The organism is Microbacterium sp. H83 (genome assembly GCF_001650405.1).
Taxonomy (GTDB): Bacteria; Actinomycetota; Actinomycetes; order Actinomycetales; family Microbacteriaceae; genus Microbacterium.
The window spans coordinates 84,411-104,493 of sequence record NZ_LWCU01000012.1; the positions used below are offsets into that span (position 1 = coordinate 84,411).

21 protein-coding genes are annotated in these 20,083 nt (G+C 65.8%); 13 read left to right on the forward strand and 8 right to left on the reverse strand.

The genetic code is table 11. The features are described from left to right. Nucleotides 1-10 precede the first annotated feature (10 nt). The gene (gene lnt, locus A4X16_RS06420; protein ID WP_067118456.1) at nucleotides 11-1,534 is read left to right on the forward strand and encodes an apolipoprotein N-acyltransferase; all 1,524 of its coding nucleotides are present in this window, start codon (nucleotides 11-13) and stop codon (nucleotides 1,532-1,534) included. On the opposite strand, the gene A4X16_RS06425 is transcribed toward lnt, so the two are convergent. The 4 genes from A4X16_RS06425 to A4X16_RS06440 form a co-directional block, all read right to left on the reverse strand. After that, entirely contained in the window at nucleotides 1,531-1,914 is a 384-nt protein-coding gene (locus A4X16_RS06425) for an RNA polymerase-binding protein RbpA (RefSeq protein ID WP_067118098.1), read from the reverse strand. The genes lnt and A4X16_RS06425 overlap by 4 nt on opposite strands. A 125-nt stretch (nucleotides 1,915-2,039) precedes the next feature. Further along, nucleotides 2,040-2,813 (reverse strand): glycerophosphodiester phosphodiesterase family protein, encoded by a 774-nt coding sequence (locus A4X16_RS06430; protein WP_067118101.1) that lies wholly within the window; start codon nucleotides 2,811-2,813, stop codon nucleotides 2,040-2,042. After that, nucleotides 2,810-3,736 carry an SPFH domain-containing protein gene (locus A4X16_RS06435; RefSeq protein ID WP_067118105.1) on the reverse strand — a complete coding sequence of 309 codons (927 nt, stop codon included), beginning with the start codon at nucleotides 3,734-3,736 and terminating at the stop codon, nucleotides 2,810-2,812. Before A4X16_RS06435 ends, A4X16_RS06430 begins: the two co-directional genes overlap by 4 nt. An 8-nt stretch (nucleotides 3,737-3,744) precedes the next feature. Continuing rightward, nucleotides 3,745-4,218 carry an NfeD family protein gene (locus tag A4X16_RS06440; protein WP_067118108.1) on the reverse strand — a complete coding sequence of 158 codons (474 nt, stop codon included), beginning with the start codon at nucleotides 4,216-4,218 and terminating at the stop codon, nucleotides 3,745-3,747. Between the two features lie 119 nt (nucleotides 4,219-4,337). Here A4X16_RS06440 and A4X16_RS06445 point away from each other — a divergent pair, with 119 nt between their 5' ends. Beyond that, nucleotides 4,338-5,102: an SDR family oxidoreductase gene (locus A4X16_RS06445; protein WP_067118111.1), complete on the forward strand. Its 765-nt coding sequence runs from the start codon at nucleotides 4,338-4,340 to the stop codon at nucleotides 5,100-5,102. 95 nt (nucleotides 5,103-5,197) lie between these two features. Here the strand turns inward: A4X16_RS06445 and A4X16_RS06450 are convergent, their stop codons facing one another. Next, nucleotides 5,198-5,767 (reverse strand): HdeD family acid-resistance protein, encoded by a 570-nt coding sequence (locus A4X16_RS06450; RefSeq protein WP_067118114.1) that lies wholly within the window; start codon nucleotides 5,765-5,767, stop codon nucleotides 5,198-5,200. Between the two features lie 180 nt (nucleotides 5,768-5,947). On the opposite strand from A4X16_RS06450, the gene A4X16_RS06455 reads away from it, so the two are divergent. From A4X16_RS06455 to A4X16_RS06465, 3 genes are read left to right on the forward strand one after another with little or no spacing between them, the layout of a single operon-like run. Next, entirely contained in the window at nucleotides 5,948-6,346 is a 399-nt protein-coding gene (locus tag A4X16_RS06455; protein ID WP_067118459.1) for a helix-turn-helix transcriptional regulator, read from the forward strand. Between the two features lie 4 nt (nucleotides 6,347-6,350). Next, complete coding sequence (locus tag A4X16_RS06460) at nucleotides 6,351-6,761, forward strand: VOC family protein (RefSeq protein ID WP_067118117.1); 411 nt, start codon at nucleotides 6,351-6,353, stop codon at nucleotides 6,759-6,761. Nucleotides 6,762-6,790: 29 nt separating this feature from the next. Then, nucleotides 6,791-9,142, forward strand: a complete 2,352-nt coding sequence (locus A4X16_RS06465) for an ATP-binding cassette domain-containing protein (RefSeq protein WP_067118120.1) — start codon at nucleotides 6,791-6,793, stop codon at nucleotides 9,140-9,142. On the opposite strand, the gene A4X16_RS06470 is transcribed toward A4X16_RS06465, so the two are convergent. After that, entirely contained in the window at nucleotides 9,143-9,988 is an 846-nt protein-coding gene (locus A4X16_RS06470) for a class I SAM-dependent methyltransferase (RefSeq protein ID WP_067118123.1), read from the reverse strand. It abuts the gene before it with no gap. 135 nt (nucleotides 9,989-10,123) lie between these two features. Here A4X16_RS06470 and A4X16_RS06475 point away from each other — a divergent pair, with 135 nt between their 5' ends. Together A4X16_RS06475 and A4X16_RS06480 are read left to right on the forward strand one after the other, a co-directional pair. Next, complete coding sequence (locus A4X16_RS06475; RefSeq protein ID WP_067118462.1) at nucleotides 10,124-10,522, forward strand: ArsR/SmtB family transcription factor; 399 nt, start codon at nucleotides 10,124-10,126, stop codon at nucleotides 10,520-10,522. Next, complete coding sequence (locus tag A4X16_RS06480; RefSeq protein WP_067118126.1) at nucleotides 10,519-12,423, forward strand: heavy metal translocating P-type ATPase; 1,905 nt, start codon at nucleotides 10,519-10,521, stop codon at nucleotides 12,421-12,423. The genes A4X16_RS06475 and A4X16_RS06480 overlap by 4 nt, the downstream gene beginning before the upstream one ends. A 248-nt stretch (nucleotides 12,424-12,671) precedes the next feature. Here the strand turns inward: A4X16_RS06480 and A4X16_RS06485 are convergent, their stop codons facing one another. Then, on the reverse strand, nucleotides 12,672-14,570 hold the full coding sequence (locus A4X16_RS06485; RefSeq protein ID WP_082914326.1) for a BglG family transcription antiterminator: 1,899 nt from the start codon (nucleotides 14,568-14,570) through the stop codon (nucleotides 12,672-12,674). A 139-nt stretch (nucleotides 14,571-14,709) separates the two neighbouring features. Here A4X16_RS06485 and A4X16_RS06490 point away from each other — a divergent pair, with 139 nt between their 5' ends. From A4X16_RS06490 to A4X16_RS06515, 6 genes are all read left to right on the forward strand, one after another. After that, nucleotides 14,710-15,036, forward strand: coding sequence for a PTS lactose/cellobiose transporter subunit IIA (locus A4X16_RS06490; RefSeq protein WP_082914327.1), 327 nt, complete (start codon nucleotides 14,710-14,712; stop codon nucleotides 15,034-15,036). Further along, entirely contained in the window at nucleotides 15,033-15,332 is a 300-nt protein-coding gene (locus tag A4X16_RS06495; protein WP_067118132.1) for an HPr family phosphocarrier protein, read from the forward strand. Before A4X16_RS06490 ends, A4X16_RS06495 begins: the two co-directional genes overlap by 4 nt. After that, entirely contained in the window at nucleotides 15,329-16,720 is a 1,392-nt protein-coding gene (locus A4X16_RS06500; protein ID WP_067118135.1) for a glycoside hydrolase family 1 protein, read from the forward strand. The genes A4X16_RS06495 and A4X16_RS06500 overlap by 4 nt, the downstream gene beginning before the upstream one ends. Beyond that, nucleotides 16,717-18,126 (forward strand): PTS sugar transporter subunit IIC, encoded by a 1,410-nt coding sequence (locus A4X16_RS06505; RefSeq protein ID WP_067118138.1) that lies wholly within the window; start codon nucleotides 16,717-16,719, stop codon nucleotides 18,124-18,126. The genes A4X16_RS06500 and A4X16_RS06505 overlap by 4 nt, the downstream gene beginning before the upstream one ends. Nucleotides 18,127-18,142: 16 nt before the next feature. Next, the gene (locus tag A4X16_RS06510) at nucleotides 18,143-18,445 is read left to right on the forward strand and encodes a PTS sugar transporter subunit IIB (protein WP_067118141.1); all 303 of its coding nucleotides are present in this window, start codon (nucleotides 18,143-18,145) and stop codon (nucleotides 18,443-18,445) included. A gap of 64 nt (nucleotides 18,446-18,509) precedes the next feature. After that, nucleotides 18,510-19,502 (forward strand): Gfo/Idh/MocA family protein, encoded by a 993-nt coding sequence (locus A4X16_RS06515; RefSeq protein WP_067118144.1) that lies wholly within the window; start codon nucleotides 18,510-18,512, stop codon nucleotides 19,500-19,502. 76 nt (nucleotides 19,503-19,578) lie between these two features. On the opposite strand, the gene A4X16_RS06520 is transcribed toward A4X16_RS06515, so the two are convergent. Further along, nucleotides 19,579-19,911, reverse strand: a complete 333-nt coding sequence (locus A4X16_RS06520; RefSeq protein ID WP_231880289.1) for an ArsR/SmtB family transcription factor — start codon at nucleotides 19,909-19,911, stop codon at nucleotides 19,579-19,581. Between the last annotated feature and the right edge of the window lie 172 nt (nucleotides 19,912-20,083).

Genomic DNA, 20,083 nt, shown 5'->3' on the forward strand with positions numbered 1-20,083 from the left:
GATGGGATCGATGTCCGACACCGACGCTCGAACGCGCCCGCTGCTGCCGCTCTGGGCCGCGGTGCTGAGCGCCGCGGCGGCCGCATTCCTGATGGATCTCGCGTACCCCGAAGCCGCGATCTGGATCCTGGCGTTCCCTGCGACGGCTCTGCTCCTGCTCGCGATGATCGGACGCCGGGCCGGGGGAGCGCTGCTGGTCGGCGGCGTCTACGGGGTGCTCTTCTTCGGTCTGCTCGTCTCCTGGACGTCGCGGTACCTGGGACCGGTTCCGTGGGCCGCGCTCAGCGTCGTCGAGGGCGGACTCACGGCCATCGCTCTCATCCCGATCACCCTGGCCTACCGGTGGCTGCCTCGGGCCATGACCGGTCGCGCCGGTCGCGTGCTGGTGCTCCCGGCCGTCGTCGCGGCGCTGTGGGTGGGGCGCGAGGTGTTCGTCGGATCGTGGCCCTACGGGGGGTTTCCCTGGGCGCGACTCGCGATGAGCCAGGCGCAGAGCCCGCTCGCTCCGGTGACGTCGTGGATCGGGATCGGCGGCCTGAGCTTCCTGATGGTGTTCCTCGTCGCGATGCTCATCGAGGTGGTGCGCACCCGCGAGTGGCGCCGACCCGCGATGCTGCTCGCACCGGCGGTCGTCGCCGTGATTCTCGTGGTGACGCCGCTCTTCCCCACGGACGTGAGCGGGTCCATGCGCATCGCAGCTGTGCAGGGCAACGGACCCAGCGGCTACTTCGACGTGCGCGAGGACTACTCGATCGTGCAGGCGCAGACCTCGGCCACCGTTCCGCTCTACGGAGAGGATGTCGATCTCGTGGTCTGGCCGGAGGGCTCGCTCGACTACGACCCTTTCCAGGCGGAGGGGATCGCGCGTCGGATGACGTCGGTGGCGGCTCGGATGGATGCTCCGCTGCTCGCCAACGCCGCGACCGAGCGAGACGGCCGCTTCTTCAACACCTCGATGCTCTGGACCGCTGATGGCTTCGCCGAGCAGAGCCACGACAAGCGCCACCCCGTGCCCTTCGGCGAATACGTGCCGGATCGGGCGTTCTTCAACGCCCTCGCGCCGGACCTCATCGGGCTCCTGCAGCGCGATTACACGCCGGGGACCAACGACCCCGTGATCGACGTCGACGGAGTGGCGGTCGGTCTCGCGATCTGCTTCGACGTCATCTACGACGATGTGATCCACGCCGGCGTCGGGGAAGGCGCAGAGGTCTTGGTCTTCCAGACGAACAACGCGGATTTCCGAGGCACGGACGAGAATCTGCAGCAGCTGGCATTCGCGCGGATGCGCGCGATCGAGACGGGACGCAGCGTCGTCAACATCTCGACGGTGGGAACCAGCCAGGTGATAAGGCCCGATGGCGCGACTGTGTCGAGTCTGGACGCAGGAGAGGCCGGAGCGTTGCTCGAGGATGTCGAGCTGCGCTCCGGCCTCACCGGGGGAGTGGTTCTGGGCCCCTGGATCCAACTGGTGCTGTTCTGGGGCGGTCTGGTCGCGCTGGCCTTCGGGTGGCTGCGCGGCCGCAGGCGCTAGGCCCCGATCTTCTCCCGAGTCGGGTCCTCGCCGGCGCCGCGACGGGCGCGGATGAACGCGAGGCGCTCCTCGAGGAGCTCCTCGAGCTCGGCACGGGTGCGGCGCTCCATGAGCATGTCCCAGTGCGTGCGGGCCGTCTTCTCGTCGGCCGTGTCGAGCGTGACGGCCTGGCCGTCGACGTTCAATCGGGCGTCCGCGCCGCAAGCACGGCACTCCCACGTCTGCGGCGGTTCCGCGTCGGCCGCGAACATCAGGTTCGTGACGTGGCCGCAGGTGTCACAGGTATAGGTGGTTTCACGGCGCTCCATGAACACGACGCCCTCTTCGCTCTGTAGGCTCTGGGCGCCGAGTCGGATGCCGCGCAGGCTGCGATCTGCCATTGTGTGGTCCTCTCGTCGCTGTCAGGTATAACGCTCCAGCCTGTGCGCTTCATCCACGCGGGCGCGTTCTCGGCATGATTCACAGCCGAATCCCAGCGCGAACGCGTATGGGCGGGCCGGTGACCTCAGCGAGAGAAGGCGGCGAGGGCGGTGTCGGCCCTGTCGGTGACCACGCCATCGACGCCGAGAGCGGCGAGACGCCGCATGGTCGACTCGTCGTTCACGGTCCATACGTGCACCTCCACGCCGCGCCGGTGCGCGGCTCGGAGCAGCGACGGGGTGAGGACGCGGAGCGCACCCCTCTTCTCCGGGATCTGCAGCGCGTCGATGTCCTGCAGCACGCGAGCGGGGGAGAGGCGGGCGGCGGAGTACGCCCGGAGGGCGGCGATCGTCCGTGTGCCGCCGGACGTCGCCGGTCGCATCGCGGCCCCGGCGCGGAGCGTGGCTGAGACGGTCGCCCGCCGGTTCGCGTCCGAGAAGCTCGTCACGAGCACCCGGTGGGTATGGTCGGCGAGGATCGGACCGAGCGGCTCTGCGGCGGCATCCGTCTTCACATCGATGTTGAACCGCGCCGTGGGGAACGACGACAGCGCCTCGGTGACGGTGAGCAGGCCTCCGTGATCGGCGAACATCGCTGCGAGGTCGCGCGTCCGCACCTCCGTGACGGCACGTGGATCACCCGTCAGACGCTCCAGTGTCGCGTCGTGGAACAGCACCACGTCGCCGTCGCCGGTCACCCGGCAGTCCGTCTCGATGTACTCGACGCCCGCCGCATGGGCTGCGGCGAACGCCGCGGCGGAGTTCTCCCAGACGCCCGAGTCCTCGCCCGCCGCGGTGATCAGACCGCGATGGGCGAGGACTCGAGGGTGTCGCGTCTTCTCGAAGTACGGGTGCGTCACGCGCCGGGGAGATTCGTCGGAGTCTGGCCGGGCTTCGGGGTGAAGGCGCTGCCGATCCCCTTCAGCGCCTCCGTGAGCTCGCTCGGGACGATCCACAGCTTGCTGGACGGGCTCTCGCTGATCTTCGGCAGCATCTGGAGGTACTGGTAGGCGAGGAGCTTGTCGTCCGGCTGCCCCTGGTGGATCGCGGTGAAGACGTTCTGGATCGCCTCCGCCTCGCCCTGGGCACGCAGGACGGCCGCCTGCTTGTCGCCTTCTGCGCGGAGGATCTCGGCCTGTCGGCGTCCCTCGGCCTCGAGGATCTGCGACTGCTTGGATCCCTCCGCCGTGAGGATCGCGGCGCGCCGGTCTCGCTCGGCGCGCATCTGCTTCTCCATCGAGTCCTGGATGGAGACGGGCGGGTCGATCGCCTTGAGCTCGACACGGCCCACACGGATGCCCCACTTGCCCGTCGCCTCGTCGAGGACGACCCGGAGCTGGCCGTTGATGTTGTCGCGACTGGTGAGCGCCTCTTCGAGGTTCAGGCCACCGACGACGTTGCGGAGCGTCGTCGTCGTGAGCTGCTCGACCGCGCCCAGGTAGTTGGCGATCTCGTAGGTCGCGGCACGGGCGTCGGTCACCTGGAAGTAGACGACCGTGTCGATCGACACGACGAGGTTGTCCTCGGTGATCACCGGCTGCGGTGGGAAGGAGACGACCTGCTCGCGCATGTCGATCAGCGGACGAAGGCGATCGATGAAGGGCACCAGGATGTTGAGGCCGGGCGTGAGGGTCTTGTGATACCGACCGAGCCGCTCCACTACGCCGGCCGTGGCCTGGGGGATGATGCGGATCGATCGGGCCAGCGTGACCACCACGAAGATGATGATCGCGATGACCAGGATCCAGCCGATCGCTGCGGGGATGAACGAGGAGTCGTTCACGGATTCTCCTAGTCGTTGATGGGACGGACGGTCGCGGTCGCCCCGTTGATCGTCGTGACGACGATCGGCGAGCCCTGCGGGATCGGAACGGGTGTGGAGGTGCGGGCGGTCCAGGTGTCGCCGTTGCTCAGCTTCACCTGTCCGGAGATCTGGGTGACGTCCTGCAGAGCGATGCCCCGGAGGTCCACCAGCGCGTCGACGTTCGACTTCGTGGGATCCTCGCCGCGATGGAGCCGTCTGATGAGCGGAGGGCGCAGGAAGAGGATGAACAGGGCCGCGGCGGCGGCGGCGATCAGCACCTGGACCCAGACGGGGACGCCGACGAAGTCGGTGACCAGACCCGCCACGCTGCCGAAGCTCAGCATCAGGAACGTGAAGTCGAGGGTCAGCATCTCGATGACGAGGAAGAGGGCGATGAGGACCAGCCACCCGACCCAGGCCCACTGGTCGATGAACTGGACGAACGTGCCGAAGTCGTTCATGCTGCCTCCTTGCGGTCAACCTACCACGCAGCCGAGACGCGCTCCGGGTGCCCCGGCGCCCGATTGATAGTCTGGAGCGGCCGTGCGCTCACGGCGCTTCACGCACACGAGGAGTCACCGTGACCGACGTTCTTCCCGCAGGTTCTCTCGACGGCAAGGTCGCGCTTGTCACCGGATCGTCCAGGGGCATCGGCGCCGACACCGTCCGCTATCTCGCGGAGGCGGGCGCCGACGTCGTCATCAACTACCGCAACAAGGCGCCCAGGGCCGAGAAGCTCGCGACGCAGCTGCGCGAGCTCGGGCGTCGGGTGCTCGTCGTCGGCGCCGACCTGACCGACCCCTCGTCCGTCGCCGAGATGCTCGACGCGGTCCGGGCCGAGTTCGGTCGCCTCGACGTCCTCGTCCTCAACGCGTCGGGCGGCATGGAGTCGGGCATGGCGGCGGACTACGCCCTCACCCTGAACCGCGACGCCCAGGTCTCCGTGCTGGAGGCCGCGACGCCGCTGCTCGGCGACGGCTCGCGCGTCGTGTTCGTCACGAGCCACCAGGCTCACTTCATCCGCACCACTCCGACGATGCCCGAGTACGAGCCGGTCGCGCTGTCGAAGCGCGCGGGCGAGGACGCCCTCCGCGAGCGGATCCCCGGGCTGGCGGAGAAGGGGATCGGATTCACGGTCGTGTCCGGCGACATGATCGAGGGCACCATCACCGCCACGCTGCTCGAGCGGGCAAACCCCGGCGCGATCGCGGAGCGTCGCGAGTCGGCGGGCAAGCTCTACAACGTGTCCGAGTTCGCGGCCGAGGTCGCCAAGGCGGCCGTCGAGCCCGTTCCCGCCGACAACACCCGCCTCGTCGGCGACGTCGGCGGGTTCGCGGCCGAGTGATCGCACGCGCATGACGAGAGCCCCGTCCTGATCGGACGGGGCTCTCGTCGTTCTCGGACGACCGGCGTCGGGGGAGCCGGTCGTGGCGACGGCCGTCAGGCGACCCGGGAGTCCTTGCCGATCGTCACGGCGCGCACGATCTGCACGATGCCGAGCACGACCAGCGAGATGCCGAACACCAGCCACAGCACGGCTGCGGCGTAGAGCGGGGAGAAGAGGACCACGATTCCCGCGATGATGCTGAGGAGCGCGTAGAGCAGCGTCCAGACGCGAGAGCCGTCCTGGCCGAGCAGGCTCAGCGCGACGACTCCGTCCACGATCCAGCTGATGCCGATGAAGATCACCACCACCAGTGCGAGCGTCGCGGCGGCGGCACCGAGATTCGCGAAGGCGATCACGCTGGCGACGATGTACAGGATGCCGAGGACGATGTGGCCGACGCGCGCCCATCCGCCCTTGCGGTGCGAGAAGATGCCGAGCCCGATGTAGACGAGACCGGCGATCACGAGGTAGGTGGCGAAGATGCCGGTCACGATGACCGCCGACTTCACCGGCCACACCAGCAGGACGATGCCTGCGATGAGCGCGATCACACCGGACACGGCGAGCGTGATCCGGAGGGACTTGAACACGGACTTCGCCTCGGCGGCGAGAGAATCAGACATGGCTGGGACCCTTTCTGAGAACACCCTGTGAGGGATGAGCACAGAGTAGCGCCCCGCAGCGTCGCCGTGGGGGAGGATCGCGTGCCCACGTCGTGGTCCGTCACACCACGACACCGTCCGCCATGTCACCATTTAGGAGTGATCACGGACCTCGACGCTCGACTGCGTGAGCTCGTCGTCATGCGGCGCGTGCGTGATCGCATCGACCGCGACTACGCGAAACCCCTCGATGTCGAGGCTCTGGCCAGGGGCGTGCACATGTCGGCCGGTCACCTGAGCCGGAGGTTCCGCGATGCCTACGGCGAATCGCCCTACTCGTATCTCATGACACGCCGTATCGAGAGGGCCATGGCGCTGCTGCGGCGCGGCGACCTGAGCGTCACCGAGGTGTGCGTCGCCGTCGGCTGCTCGTCGCTCGGGACCTTCAGCACCCGGTTCACGGAACTGGTCGGTGTCCCACCCAGCGTGTACCGTGAACGCGCAGTCACCACGGATGGGATCCCGTCCTTCCATGCCAAGCAGGTCGTCCGACCGATCAGGAATCAAGAAGCACCCCGCACCGACGCGCACCTAACCTGAACCCATGAAGATCAGCATCCACTACGCATTCCTCCCGCACACGGATGCCGAGGCCGCCCTCGGCTTCTACCGCGACGCCCTCGGCTTCGAGGTGCGGAACGACGTCGGCTACGACGGCCTGCGCTGGCTGACCGTCGGTCCGGAGGGCCAGCCGGACACCTCGATCGTGCTGCATCCGCCTGCGACCGACCCCGGCCTCACGGATGCTGAGCGTCAGACCATCCTCGAGCTCATCGCCAAGGGCAGCTACAGCGCTCTCACTCTCGCCAGCGACGACCTCGACGCGCTGTTCGACCGTCTCGTCGCGACGGGTGCGGACGTCGTACAGGAGCCGATGGACCAGCCGTACGGGGTGCGCGACTGCGCATTCCGCGATCCCGCGGGCAACCTCCTCCGCATCAACCAGGCCGGCTGAGACCGCCGCCACCGAATCGAGGGACCACCATGACGACCCATGCCGCAGACGGACATGACCTGATCCGCGTCCAGGGCGCCCGAGAGAACAATCTGAAGGACGTCAGCGTCGACATCCCGAAACGCCGCCTGACCGTGTTCACCGGCGTCTCCGGGTCCGGGAAGAGCTCGCTGGTCTTCGACACCATCGCCGCGGAGTCGCGGCGCATGATCGACGAGACCTACAGCGCCTTCGTGCAGGGGTTCATGCCGTCCGTTCCGCGTCCCGACGTGGACGTCCTCGAGGGACTGACCACCGCGATCATCGTCGACCAGGAGCGACTCGGCGCGAATCCGCGCTCGACGGTCGGGACCGTCACGGATGCGAACGCCATGCTCCGCATCCTGTTCAGCAAGCTCGGTCAGCCGTACATCGGCGGACCGACGGCCTTCTCCTTCAACATCCCCACCCAGAAGGCCAGCGGGGTCATGACCGGCCCCGGCGGCGAGAAGAAGATCGTCAAGGACGCGATCTACCTCGGCGGCATGTGTCCGCGATGCGAAGGCAGGGGAGCGGTGTCGGACCTGGACCTCGCGCAGATCGTCGACGAGTCGAAGTCGCTCGACGAGGGGGCGATCATGGTTCCCGGCTACACCGCGGACGGATGGATGGTGAAGGGCTTCTCGGCCTCGGGCTTCTATCCCGCTGACAAGCCGATCGCCGAGTTCACCGACAAGCAGCGCCACCTCTTCCTCTACGGCGAGGTGACGAAGGTCAAGATCTCGGGGATCAACATGACCTACGAGGGCCTCATCCCGAAGATCACCAAGGCGATGCTCTCCAAGGATCTCGATGCGCTGCAGCCGCACGTCCGCGCGTTCGTGGAGCGCGTGGCGACGTTCGCCACCTGCCCGGAGTGCGACGGCACGCGCCTGACCGAAGGGGCGCGGTCCTCGAAGATCGACGGCATCAGCATCGCGGACGCGTGCCGGATGCAGGTGACCGACCTCGCCGAGTGGGTACGCGGGCTCGATCTCGTCGGCGCCGGGCCGCTGCTCGAGGCGCTGAGCGCCAACCTCGACGCCTTCGTGACGCTCGGGCTCGGCTATCTGAGCCTGGAGCGGCCCTCCGGCACTCTCTCCGGGGGAGAGGCGCAGCGCATCAAGATGCTCCGCCACCTCGGATCCTCGCTGACCGACGTCACCTACGTCTTCGACGAGCCCACGATCGGATTGCACCCCCACGACATCCAGCGGATGAACTCGCTGCTGCTGAAGCTGCGCGACAAGGGCAACACGGTGCTCGTCGTCGAGCACAAGCCCGAGACCATCGCGATCGGCGACCACGTGGTGGACCTGGGCCCCGGCGCAGGGAGCGCCGGCGGACAGATCTGCTTCGAGGGATCCCTCGAGGGGTTGAAGGCGAGCGGTACCAAGACGGGGGCGCACCTGGATGATCGCGCCGAGCTGAAGGAATCCGTCCGCGAGAGCACCGGAGTGATCGAGGTGCGCGGCGCCACCGCGAACAATCTGCAGGACGTGGACGTCGACATCCCGACGGGAGTGCTGACGGTCGTGACGGGCGTGGCAGGATCCGGCAAGAGCTCCCTCATCCACGGGTCGGTCTCGAAGCGCGAGGGTGTGGTGTCGATCGACCAGGGAGCCATCAAGGGCTCGCGTCGCAGCAATCCCGCCACCTACACCGGGCTCCTCGAGCCCATCCGCAAGGCCTTCGCGAAGGCGAACGGCGTGAAGCCCGCGCTGTTCAGCGCGAACTCCGAGGGAGCGTGCCCGACCTGCAAGGGCGCCGGGGTCATCGTCACGGAGCTCGGCTTCATGGACACGATCGAGACGCCGTGCGAGGACTGCGGAGGCAAGCGCTTCCAGGCGGCGGTGCTGGAGTACACGCTCGCGGGTAAGGACATCACCCAGGTGCTCGATCTGCCCGTGTCCGAGGCCAGGGTCTTCTTCTCGGACGGCGAGGCGAAGCTGCCCGCGGCCGCGGCGATCCTGGGGCGCCTCGAGGACGTCGGTCTCGGCTACCTCTCCCTGGGACAGCCGCTGTCCACGCTCTCGGGCGGAGAGCGCCAGCGCATCAAACTGGCGATCCAGATGGGGGAGAAGGGCGACATCTACGTCCTCGACGAGCCCACCACGGGGCTCCACCTCGCGGACGTGCAGAACATCCTCGGACTGCTCGATCGGCTCGTCGAATCCGGCAAGACCGTGATCGTCATCGAGCACCACCAGGCGGTGATGGCTCATGCCGACTGGATCATCGACATCGGCCCGGGAGCAGGACACGACGGGGGCCGCGTGGTCTTCGAAGGCGCTCCCGCCGACCTCGTCGCGTCGCGGTCGACGCTCACGGGGGAGCACCTCGCGGAGTACGTCGGGGCGTAGTCAGTCCTTGCGCGCGACGATCGTGTACGTGCACGGAACGAGGTGCCGCTCGGCCTCCGGCCAGGCGAAACCGCGGGGGACCTCGACCATGCGCTGGCTGAACCGCCACGGGAGGGTCGTGCCCTCATCGACGTGCAGCAGACGCAGGCCCGCGCGCAGCAGTGCGCCCAGGATCTCGGACAGCGGGTGCGGCCACTCGTACGTGCGCGGATGAGCGACCTTCCCGTCGCCGGCGTACGTGGAGTCATCGTCCCAGAGCTGCGCGCGACCGTCCCCGAAGTACGGATAGCGGATCGTCAGCTCGGGCGCCTCCTCGTCGAGCGCGAGCAGCGCAGGATGGCCGTCGCGAATGAAGAACGTGCCACCGGAACGCAGCAGGTCGTGGATCTGAGCGGCCCAGCGATCGAGGTCGGCGAGCCAGCAGATCGTGCCGATGCTCGTGTAGACGACATCGAAGTCGCCGGACACGGCGGCCCTGGCATCGAGGACGTCCGTCTCGACCCAGGTGGCCGACACTCCGGTCCGATCCGCCAGGGCGGCCGCCGTGTGCAGCGCGGGTGCCGAGAAGTCGACGCCCGTCACGACGGCTCCTGAGCGCGCCAGCGAGATCGTGTCGGTGCCGATATGGCACTGCAGATGACACAGATCGAGCCCCTCGAGGGTTCCGTCCGGAAGGAAGCGCCTCAGGACGGGCAGATCATCGCTGACGACGTCGCTGAGGTGCGACGGATCGTCGAACGCATCGAGTCCGTAGGCCACCTCATGCAGCGGCACGCGGTCGTCCCAGTTCTGCTGATTGGCGCGGCGTGCGGTGTCCCAGTCGATCTCGACGTCCTGTCCGTTCACGCGACGAGCCCATCTAAGCGCTCCTCTCGCGCCTCCCGTGGTTACGCCGATAATGCACATTATGTCAGATTACATGAGTACCATTTCCGTCGCTGCAGGCCATCGAGCCTCTCCTCCCCCATGTATTATGTGCGTATGCGTGAAGGTAAGAAGGCGTGCACATTTGATGAGCGGAGCGGGTATGTCGATGTGGCCGCCGAGGTGTTCCGGATGCTCGCGGACGCGACGCGGATCCGGATCATCCTGGCGTTGCGGGCGGGCGAGCTGTCGGTGAACCACATCGCTGACATCGTCGACAAGTCGCCCACGGTCGTGTCCCAGCATCTCGCGAAACTTCGCCTGGGGCGGATGGTCCGGGCCCGCCGCGAGGGCACGACCGTCTTCTACAGCCTGATCGATGAGCATGCGCGCCGACTGGTCTCAGAGGCGGTGTTCCAGGCGCAGCACGCGATGGAGGAAACACCCGGTCACAACGGCACGCACCCGAACGCCAAGGCGGTGCGCGAGAGCGCCGGCGCGGAGCAGGGGGCGTGAGCGCTCCCCTCACCGAAGTCTCGGACCGTCGCCAAGGCCGGTCACCGGCGAAGCCGCCGTCGATTCTCGTCACCGGTGCAAGCCTCCCCGAGGTCAGGTGGGCGGCGCTGTCGCTGGCGCTCTTCCTTGCAGGGTGGGTGAGCCAGCTGCTCGGCGCTCCTCCAGCGATCTGGTGGGCGCTGCTACTCGCCTGCTACGTCGCCGGGGGGTGGGAACCAGCCCTGGCCGGCTTGCGAGCACTGCGTGAGAAGACGCTCGACGTTGACCTCCTGATGATCGTCGCGGCGATCGCTGCCGCCTCGATCGGTCAGGTGTTCGACGGGGCGCTGCTGATCGTCATCTTCGCCACGTCGGGCTCGCTCGAGGCGATCGTCACGCAGCGCACCGCGGACTCCGTATCCTCTCTGCTGAACCTCGCTCCCGAACGGGCCGCCCTGCTCGCTGGGGACGGATCGACCAGCGTGGTCGACACGTCCGCGCTCGTTCCCGGCAACAGGATTCTTGTGCGACCCGGCGAACGGGTCGGCGCCGACGGCCGGGTCATCGAGGGCACGAGCGAAGTCGACCAGCAGGCCATCACCGGGGAATCCATCCCCGTCGTGCGCTCGATGGGTGATGACGTTCTCTCCGGAACGGTGAACGGCACCGGCGCGCTCACGGTCGAGGTCACTCGCCCCGCGTCCGAGTCCGTCGTCGCGCGCATCGTGGCGATGGTTGCGGAAGCATCCGAGACGAAGGCCAAGACGCAGCTGTTCATCGAAAAGGTCGAGCAGCGATACTCCATCGGGGTCGTGGTCGCGACCCTGCTCGTCTTCACCATCCCTCTGATGTTCGGCGAGGGATTCGAGGCGGCGCTCTTGCGGGCGATCACCTTCATGATCGTCGCATCCCCCTGCGCGGTCGTGCTCTCCACCATGCCACCGCTCCTCGCCGCGCTCGCCACCGCCGGCCGCAACGGTGTGCTCGTCAAGACCGCCACCGTCATGGAGGGTCTCGGACGGACCAGCCTCGTCGCGTTCGACAAGACCGGGACACTGACCGAGGGCGACCCCGAGGTCGCCCACATCACCCCCGCGCACGGTTACGACGCGTCCGACGTGCTCCGCATGGCGGGAGCCGTTGAGCGATACAGCGAGCACCCGCTTGGCCGCGCCATCGTCCGCGCCGCGACGGAACGCTCGCTCGAGCTGCCCCCCGTGGATGCGTTCCGCGCCACCCCAGGCATGGGCGTCAGCGGCGAACTCGACGGGTCGACCGTCACGGTCGAGCGGAGCACTCAGCAACGCGACAGGGTAGGAACCTCCGTCGACCTGCACATCGACAGGCAGTTCATCGGCACGATCCTGCTCGTCGACACCGTCCGTCCCGCTGCGTCGCGGGCCGTGGCAGCCGTGACCGAGGTCACCGGCGCCAGCCCGATCCTGCTGACTGGAGACAACGCCGTGACCGCTGAACACGTCGCGGCGGCGACCGGCGTCACCGACGTGCGCTCCGAGCTGCTGCCGGATGGCAAAGCACGCATCGTGCAAGAACTCGAGACCGCCGGCGAACGCGTCATGGTCGTCGGTGACGGCGTGAACGACGCACCCGCTCTCGCGTCCGCGACGACAGGCGTGGCGATGGGCGGGCACGGCGCCGACCTCGCACTCGACAGCGCCGACGTCGTGATCGTTCGCGACGAACTCGACACCATCCCGAAGCTCATCCGCATCTCTCGACGCGCGCACCGCTATGTCGTGGCGAACCTCATCATCGCCGCGACATTCATCACAGTGCTCATCGCCTGGGACCTCGTGGGAACACTCCCACTCCCCCTCGCCGTCGCCGGCCACGAAGGATCAACCGTCATCGTCGCCCTCAACGGCCTGCGCCTACTCTCACAACGCAAGTGGGACGCGTGACCTCCACGAGTGCATGAGGACGGGCGACGCGCTCTCCCGATCGAGAATCGAGCTCCGTCGGATCGTGCACGATCTCGGAGAATCCCCACGGCCCCACTCCCCCAGCGGAGGAAACGCCGACCCGGAACTTCTGTCGATGCGGGCGGTACTGCCAGCCTCTTGCTCGGTCCCCTGCGCGGGGTCGGGCCCCGTGCTGCGACTGAGTGCGACCAGCGTCTGAGCTGTCGACCGTCGACCTGTCACTCGGGTCACTCCGTTTCTGCGAGCACCGCAGCCACGAAGTGCTCGTAGTTGTCGGCCGAACCCACTATTCGCTGGATGCGGGACGGCTCGGCAAGTACAGCAACGAACGCATCCAGTACATCTCGGAAGACTTGCCGGCCAGTCGGGCTCAATGCAAACAGCGCGACCATGCGAACGTTGCTTTCGCCCCAAACGATGGGCTCATCACTGATGAGCACGGAGATCGCAGTGCGGAAGCAGTCCATATTCATCGAATGAGGCACCGCGATGGAGCCATGGAAAGCCGTAGAGGACAGTCTCTCTCGGCTGCGTACGTCTTCGAGGAAGTGCCCAGGTGCGATCCGCTGCGAGATCAACTGTTCGCTCATCATCCTGAGCGCTTCGTCGCGCGTTGTCGACTTCACTCGCAGGAACAACCGCGGATCCAGTAGCTCCGACAATGTCCATCGGATACGGGCGGCGCTCTTGCGGTCTCTCGTCGCACGGACAGCCGCATTGACCCGATCCAGGTCCGATCTACTCAAGAGCGGGGACACCTCGACGATTGACACATCACCGTGGATTTCGAGTTGCTGCACGGCGGACACGATGAGATCTGCACCTATCGAGGCCGGGACATCCAATCGCGACAACGGCACCGCTTCGACCGAAGCGGCGGTATCTCCCAGGTCGACGCGCAGCCGGTCTAAGAAACGCCCCTGAGAGCCGTAATACTCCGGGATTATGCAGGCTACCGATACCTGGTCTGCGTCTTCCAGGGTCCGCTGCAGGTATCCTCCGATGTGCAACGCCAGATAGACAATCTCCTCTTCGCCGACGGTGACGTTCGCAAGTTCCTCGATGCGGCTCGCGACGAAGACAGCCAGCTCATGGACAAGCGGGTGCCCCTCTTTGAAGTCCGGGCCGAGCGGGTTTCGCGCCTCGTGCCCGGTCCGGGCCCGGGCGAGAAGATTCTTCACATGGATGCTCAAATTCAGGACGAAGACTTCGTCATGGATGTCCAGCAAGTACTGAGAGGAAAGATCGCTGATGACGGTGCGTACGAGAGCGACGTGCTCGTCGACGGCGCCATCGGGCCCCTTCGCCCCCGGGTATGTGCGCGACTCGAGTAGTGCCGCGAAAGCGATCCTCTCCGACGAAGGCAGAACTATGCCGAGCGATTCCTGCAGACGTGCGGCCAGCTCGGCGACCGTGTCGAGGATCTGAGCGCTCGGCTTGACGTCCCCGACTTCAACCTCACTGGTCTGACCGTCGGCGAAACGATCTAGTGCGATGGCGAGGTGGAGGGTCAGGTCTGCAAGTGCGTAATCATGCAGAACGATCCCCCCGGCGCCAAGGCTCGTTTGAAGGATCTTTCCGAGGTCACCGAGGTCGAAGCGTCGCAACTCCCTCATCACGATCCCCAGACTCGAAGACGCCGCCCCGCGAGCCGACCCAAGGAGCATCTGCCGTACCAATCGACGCCGGTCCACCTCTCGCCCGGCCAGGGACACCATGTCCCGGTTCCGTGTCAGCGTGACGTCGAACTCGCGAACCAGGGGGCGTACCTTCGTGAGATCCGCCTCGATGGTGGACTCCGACACGAACAGCGACGACGCCAGCTCATGCACGCTCTCACCCTGAGGGGATCGAGCCAAGCGGCGGAGGATGGCGAAGATTCGTGCATCGGACCCCGTCGCGGTGTCATCCGGAGCGAGCGTCGGCACCTGAATCGAGCCGTCGAGGGTATACCCCCGATGTTCCGCAACGATAACGGGCGCACCTGCCAGAGCGTTGACGGACGTCACATCAGAACGGACCGTGCGCGAGGAAACGCCCAGCTCTCGGGCGAGAACAGGGCCTGAGACGGGGCCGTGTGCCCTGCGCAGAATATCTATGAGCGCTTCGTGGCGTGCCAATCGCATGCCTCGATTCTCCTATGCCCGCCCTCCCCTGCACCCGCCATTTCCGCGTTGACGGAAGTAGATGTGTTGGAGGACGGGTTGCTCGGAGAGCGACGCTAGACCGATGCGGCGGACGGACCCCGCATCGAAGGAGCAAATCATGGATGAGGACTACGAGGTCGCGTTCCAGCTCATTGCCACTGCGGGCAATGCCAAGTCGGAGGCCGTTCTGGCCATTCGAGCTGCGCGCGAAGGCGACTTCGACGGCGCGAGCAAGCTGATGGACAGCGCTCAGGCACAGATCCTGGACGCCCACAAGCTCCAGACGGGCCTCATCCAACAGGAGGCGCTCGGCAATCCCGTACCGATCAACATCATCCTCGTCCACGCGCAGGATCACCTGACCTCCGCGATGCTGATGAACGACCTCGCGGGAGAGCTCATCGAGCTTCACAGCCGTGTGGCTGCGGCAGGGGTGTCCGCGTGACCGCGGAGGCGCGCGGCACCGTCGTCGTCAACAACCCGAGCGGACTGCATGCGCGGCCGGCGAACGAACTCGCCCGCGTCGCCAAGTCGCTGTCTTCGTCTTCTCGCCTCGCGATCGGCGACCGCGAGGTCAACGCCGCGAGCGTTCTGGCCATCATGACGTTGGGTGTCACTCCCGGCACCGCTGTCGACGTGATCTGCGAAGGAGATATGGCCGAGGAGGATCTCGATACGTTGCTCGCTGCAATCCGCGGAGGCCTCGGCGAACCGAACGTCCCGAACGGAGTGAACTCGTGACCCGGTTCTTGTGGGGAAGCGCTACGGCCGCGTATCAGTGCGAGGGTGCATGGGACGAGGACGGCAAGGGGAAGTCCAGCTGGGATGTCTTCTGTCACAGCGATCTGAACAACGTCAACCCTGTGACGGGTGACGTCGCCAGCGACCACTATCACCGTTACGAAGAGGACATCCGCATGATGGCGGAGGGTGGCCAGAACGCGTACCGTTTCTCCATCGCGTGGTCACGTGTCGTTCCCGACGGCACCGGAGATGTGAACGAGGCTGCTCTCGAGCACTACTCCCGCGTCGTCGACACCTGCCTTGCTCACGGCGTCGAGCCTCTCGTCACTCTCTATCATTACGACCTGCCTCAGACCTTGTTCGCCGCCGGCGGCTGGGAGAATCGCGCCACCATCGACGCGTTCGCTCGCTACGCGACCGTCTGCTTCGACTCTCTCGGCGACCGTGTCTCTCACTGGATGACGATCAACGAGCCCGGCTACGAAACACTGTGCTCCTACGCCATCGGCAACTACCCCCCGAACGTGCGCGACCTCGGACGCCGCTGGCACGCGATGTACAACCTGATGCTGGCATCGGCGTCAGCGGTCACCGCTTTCCGGGAGGGCGGCTATCCCGGACGGATAGGACTGGTCAGCGACAGCTATCCCGTCCACACTCTCGAGAACACGCCGGAATTCGAGCAAGCCGCGCATTTCGCGGATCTGTTCCAGAACCGCTGCGTCAATGACACGGCGATACTCGGGGCGTTCCCCGCTGAGTTCATGGAGAAGATCGAAGCGGATGGCACAGACATGTCCTTCATCCATGAGGGCGACGAATCCGTCCTGCGGTCCGGAACCATCGACTTCCTCGGTCTCAACGTCTACGACCGTTTCCTCGTCAAGCCGTACACCACCGGGGAGACCGATCTCCGCGCCAACAACACAGGCGATGCGTCCGGCGAGAACCGGGTCGTGGTGAAGGACTGGTTCGAGATGGACGAGGACCCGACAACGGAGAAGAATCCGTGGGGCATGGAGATCTACCCGGCCGCCATGTACGAGATCCTCGTCGAACTCCGCGACCGGTACTCCAACATTCCCGTCATCATCACCGAGAACGGTGTCGGTTACCGCGACGTCGTTGAGAACGGTGAGATCCACGACTCGTATCGAATCGACTACCTGCGCGGCTTCATCGACGAGATGCAGCGCGCTATCGGAGCCGGTTGCGATGTCCAGGGCTACCTCGTGTGGTCGACCATGGACCTCTACAGCTGGATCAACGGCTATGAGAAGAGATACGGCCTCGTCCACGTAGATTTCGACACCCTGGAGCGGACCCCCAAGGACAGCTTCGTCTGGTACGCCAACCACATCAGTTCACAAGGAGCCCAAAGATGAGCGTCATGAACAGGATCACCTCCGGCATCGAGAGGTGGATCGCCCCGGCGGCGAACAAGATCGCGAATCAGAAGTACATCAAGGTCATCCAGAGCACTTTTCTGACCCTGATCCCCTTCTTCACCATCGGCAGCTTCGCCCTCATCATCATCAGCCCACCCGTGGACTTCACCACTCTCGATCCCGGATTCGGCAGGTCGTTCTTCCAAGGGTGGCAGGCGGTCGCCGACTTCACCTACCCGGCGTTGAACGTCATCTATGCCACGACCATCGGCGCCATCTCGGTATATGTAGCCGGCGGTCTCGCCTTCTACCTGGCTCGTCACCACAAGATGACCACGTTCATCCCTGTCGCACTGGCGCTGGCGACGTTCCTCATCATGGTCGGATTGAACGAGGAAGAAGCGATCGCGTCGCAGTACTTCAGCGGCACGGGCCTGTTCACCGCCATCGTCTCCGGCATCGCAGCGTTCGAGCTTTACCGGTTCCTCTACGACAAGCGCGTAGGGCGCATCGAGCTCAGCGGCAACGGCGTCCCGCCGGCGCTCAGCGAATCGCTGGCGTCCCTTGTCCCCATCACCATCGTGCTCGTTGCTGCGGGCGCCGTCGCCGCAGTCACAGAATGGCTTTCAGGCGCTCCGTTTCCCGATCTCATCAGCATCCTCATGGCGCCGGTCATCGATGGCGTCGACACCATCTGGGCAGTTGTCATCCTCGCCCTCATCGTGATGATCTTGTGGTGGTTCGGCATCCACGACACCGTCGTCACCGGACCGCTCTCCCCGTTCTTCCTCAGCAACCTCGCCGCCAACTCCGCCGCGTTCGCTGCGGGCACGGCGGCCGTCGCCCTGCCATTCGTGCTCACCGAGCCCTTCTGGTGGACCTTCATGGCCATCGGCGGCTCGGGGGCGACGCTGGGCCTCGCCTTCCTCGCCGTGTGGAGCAGGTCCAAGCACATCAAGACGGTCGGTCGGCTGTCCGCCGTTCCCGCGCTGTTCAACATCAACGAACCGTTGATCTTCGGCCTTCCTCTCATGTACAACCCGACCCTGTTCTTCCCGTTCGTGTTCGTCATGCCCATCAACGGCGGGATCGTGTACGCACTCATGGAATCAGGTTTCATCTCCCGCACGTTCGCTGACGGCGGTTGGAACATGCCATCTCCAGTCGGCGCTCTCCTCTCCACCCTCGACTGGAAGGCAGCGCTCATCGTCGTCGGGCTCATCCTCCTCGACGTCCTCATCTACTATCCCTTCTTCAAGGTCTACGAAAAGCAGAAGGTCGCCGAGGAGAAAGCCGACGACGATCCCGCGCCGGCGAACCCCGCCGATGCGGCGGAGCTCGCGAACGAAGCTCCCGACGCAGCCGCCCCCACCGCCCGAACCGCCGGCACCACGACGGCCTGAGAGAAAGGACAACCCGATGAAACTGCTCCTCGTGTGCAACGCAGGTATGAGCACCGGAATCATGCAGGTAAAACTGACCCAATCGGCGAACGCCCGCGGGATGGCCACGGAGGTGCTGGCCGTTCCCCTCGTCGAACTCGACGACCACATCGACACCGCCACGGCCATCCTGCTCGGCCCACAGATCCGATTCGCACTCAATGACGTGCAGAAGAAGGCCCCAGACGGCGTTCCGGTGCTCGTGATCTCGCCCCCGGACTTCGGCACCATGAACGCCGAAAAGGTCCTCGACGATGTGATGGCGGCCGTCGCGAAGTGAATGCGAGGTGGGAGGAGCGGCCTCCGACATCAAAGCGCGCTCCTCTCACCGCCCCGGAGAACTCTTGCTGACCATCGGAACTGTCGGCACCAGTCGGATCGCCGGTGAACTCGCCCTCGCAGCCGCCGCGGTCGGCGGTGTCTCAGTCCGCACCGCGTTTTCGCGAGACCAGGGACGCGCTGAAGACTTCGCCCGAGAGCACAACATCGCCAAGGCGGTCTCCACACCCCGCGAGTTGTGGGATGACAGCGGTCTCGACGCCGTATACATCGCCACACCGAACAGCACGCACGAGCGGTGGGTGTGCGATGCACTGGATGCCGGAAAGCACGTCCTTGTTGAGAAGCCCGCCGTATCCCGCTCCGCGAGTTTCGTTGCTCTTGCGCAGTGGGCGTCGGCCCATGACCTCGTGCTGATGGAGGCAATGCGATCCGTCTACGAGCCGGGGTTCGACCTCATCGAGGAGTGGCTCAGCGTCATCGGGCCGGTCCGCCACGTGTCATTCGCGCTGTGCCAGCGGTCCTCCCGGTACGACAAGGTGCTTGCCGGCGAAAAACCCGCGATCTTCGACCCGGAGCTCGGTGGGGGTGCGTTGCGAGATCTCGGCGTCTATCCCATCGCAGCCCTCATACGACTGTTCGGTGAGCCGTCGGACGCCATCGGTCGGACCTTCTCACTACCCACCGGAGCTGACGGAGTGGGAACGGCGCTTCTGACGTACCCGGAATTCATCGCCGAGGTCACCTACTCCAAGATCACAGCGTCGCGACGACCAAGTGAGATACAGGGTGAGCGGGGCAGGGTGCTCATCGACCAAATCGACCAGCCTCGGGAGATCGTGCTGGCTGCGAGCGGTCGACCACCTGTCCGGCGGATCGTGGATCTTCCGCCCAGTGACTTGCGTCCGGTTCTCAGGCGATTCCGTGACCTCGTCGGCGGCGACCGCGACGCGGGTCGCGACCAGCGAGCGACAGCGGCGACATTGGCAGTCGTCGAACAGGTCGCGCGCTCATGGGTGGATGTAGTTGAGCATTTCGCTCATCGGGGGCGAGCCTGAGTCCGCGTCACAATCTGCGCGAGGAGCGGCCGCAGATCTCATGCCGACAGATTCAGCAGCCCCTGGTCCTTTGCACTCAGTCGTCAGTCGAGTTCGGGGTGAGGTGAGAAATCATGTCGGCAAGGAGCTGCAATACATCGCTGTTAAACAGCTCGTACCGGATGTTGCGCCCGTCGCGAGTTCCAGCGACCAGGCCGAGCTCACGGAGTAGTTTGAGGTGATTCGAGACGGCGGTCTGGCCAGCTCCCACAGCTTCGCACAGCTCACCGACCGTGAGTGGCGAGTACATAACGGCGCTGAGAATTCGTAGACGCACGGGCGAAGCGAAGCCCTGAATGATCTCGGACAATCGAACGGAGTCGACGGGAGACAGCATGCTCTCGGCCGTCGACGCTGTCCCGCTTTCCACGGTGAAGAGTCTATGTTGACGACACTCCGCCACGTGGCGACACATCAGAGAACGCTGATGTATTTTTGCGTCGTGACCATCGACCCCATACGCCCGGGCCACTCCACTCCGACCGTTGTCGCGGACGCGTTCAGCCGACGCGTCCCCGACGCTGACCTCGAGGATACGAGCT

Coding starts and splice junctions, on each gene's coding strand:
- lnt (WP_067118456.1), top strand. CDS start 11: ATGTCCGACACCGACGCTCGAACGCGCCCGCTGCTGCCGCTCTGGGCC.
- A4X16_RS06425 (WP_067118098.1), bottom strand. CDS start 1,914: ATGGCAGATCGCAGCCTGCGCGGCATCCGACTCGGCGCCCAGAGCCTA.
- A4X16_RS06440 (WP_067118108.1), bottom strand. CDS start 4,218: ATGAACGACTTCGGCACGTTCGTCCAGTTCATCGACCAGTGGGCCTGG.
- A4X16_RS06450 (WP_067118114.1), bottom strand. CDS start 5,767: ATGTCTGATTCTCTCGCCGCCGAGGCGAAGTCCGTGTTCAAGTCCCTC.
- A4X16_RS06455 (WP_067118459.1), top strand. CDS start 5,948: ATGCGGCGCGTGCGTGATCGCATCGACCGCGACTACGCGAAACCCCTC.
- A4X16_RS06460 (WP_067118117.1), top strand. CDS start 6,351: ATGAAGATCAGCATCCACTACGCATTCCTCCCGCACACGGATGCCGAG.
- A4X16_RS06465 (WP_067118120.1), top strand. CDS start 6,791: ATGACGACCCATGCCGCAGACGGACATGACCTGATCCGCGTCCAGGGC.
- A4X16_RS06475 (WP_067118462.1), top strand. CDS start 10,124: ATGCGTGAAGGTAAGAAGGCGTGCACATTTGATGAGCGGAGCGGGTAT.
- A4X16_RS06485 (WP_082914326.1), bottom strand. CDS start 14,570: ATGCGATTGGCACGCCACGAAGCGCTCATAGATATTCTGCGCAGGGCA.
- A4X16_RS06490 (WP_082914327.1), top strand. CDS start 14,710: ATGGATGAGGACTACGAGGTCGCGTTCCAGCTCATTGCCACTGCGGGC.
- A4X16_RS06505 (WP_067118138.1), top strand. CDS start 16,717: ATGAGCGTCATGAACAGGATCACCTCCGGCATCGAGAGGTGGATCGCC.
- A4X16_RS06510 (WP_067118141.1), top strand. CDS start 18,143: ATGAAACTGCTCCTCGTGTGCAACGCAGGTATGAGCACCGGAATCATG.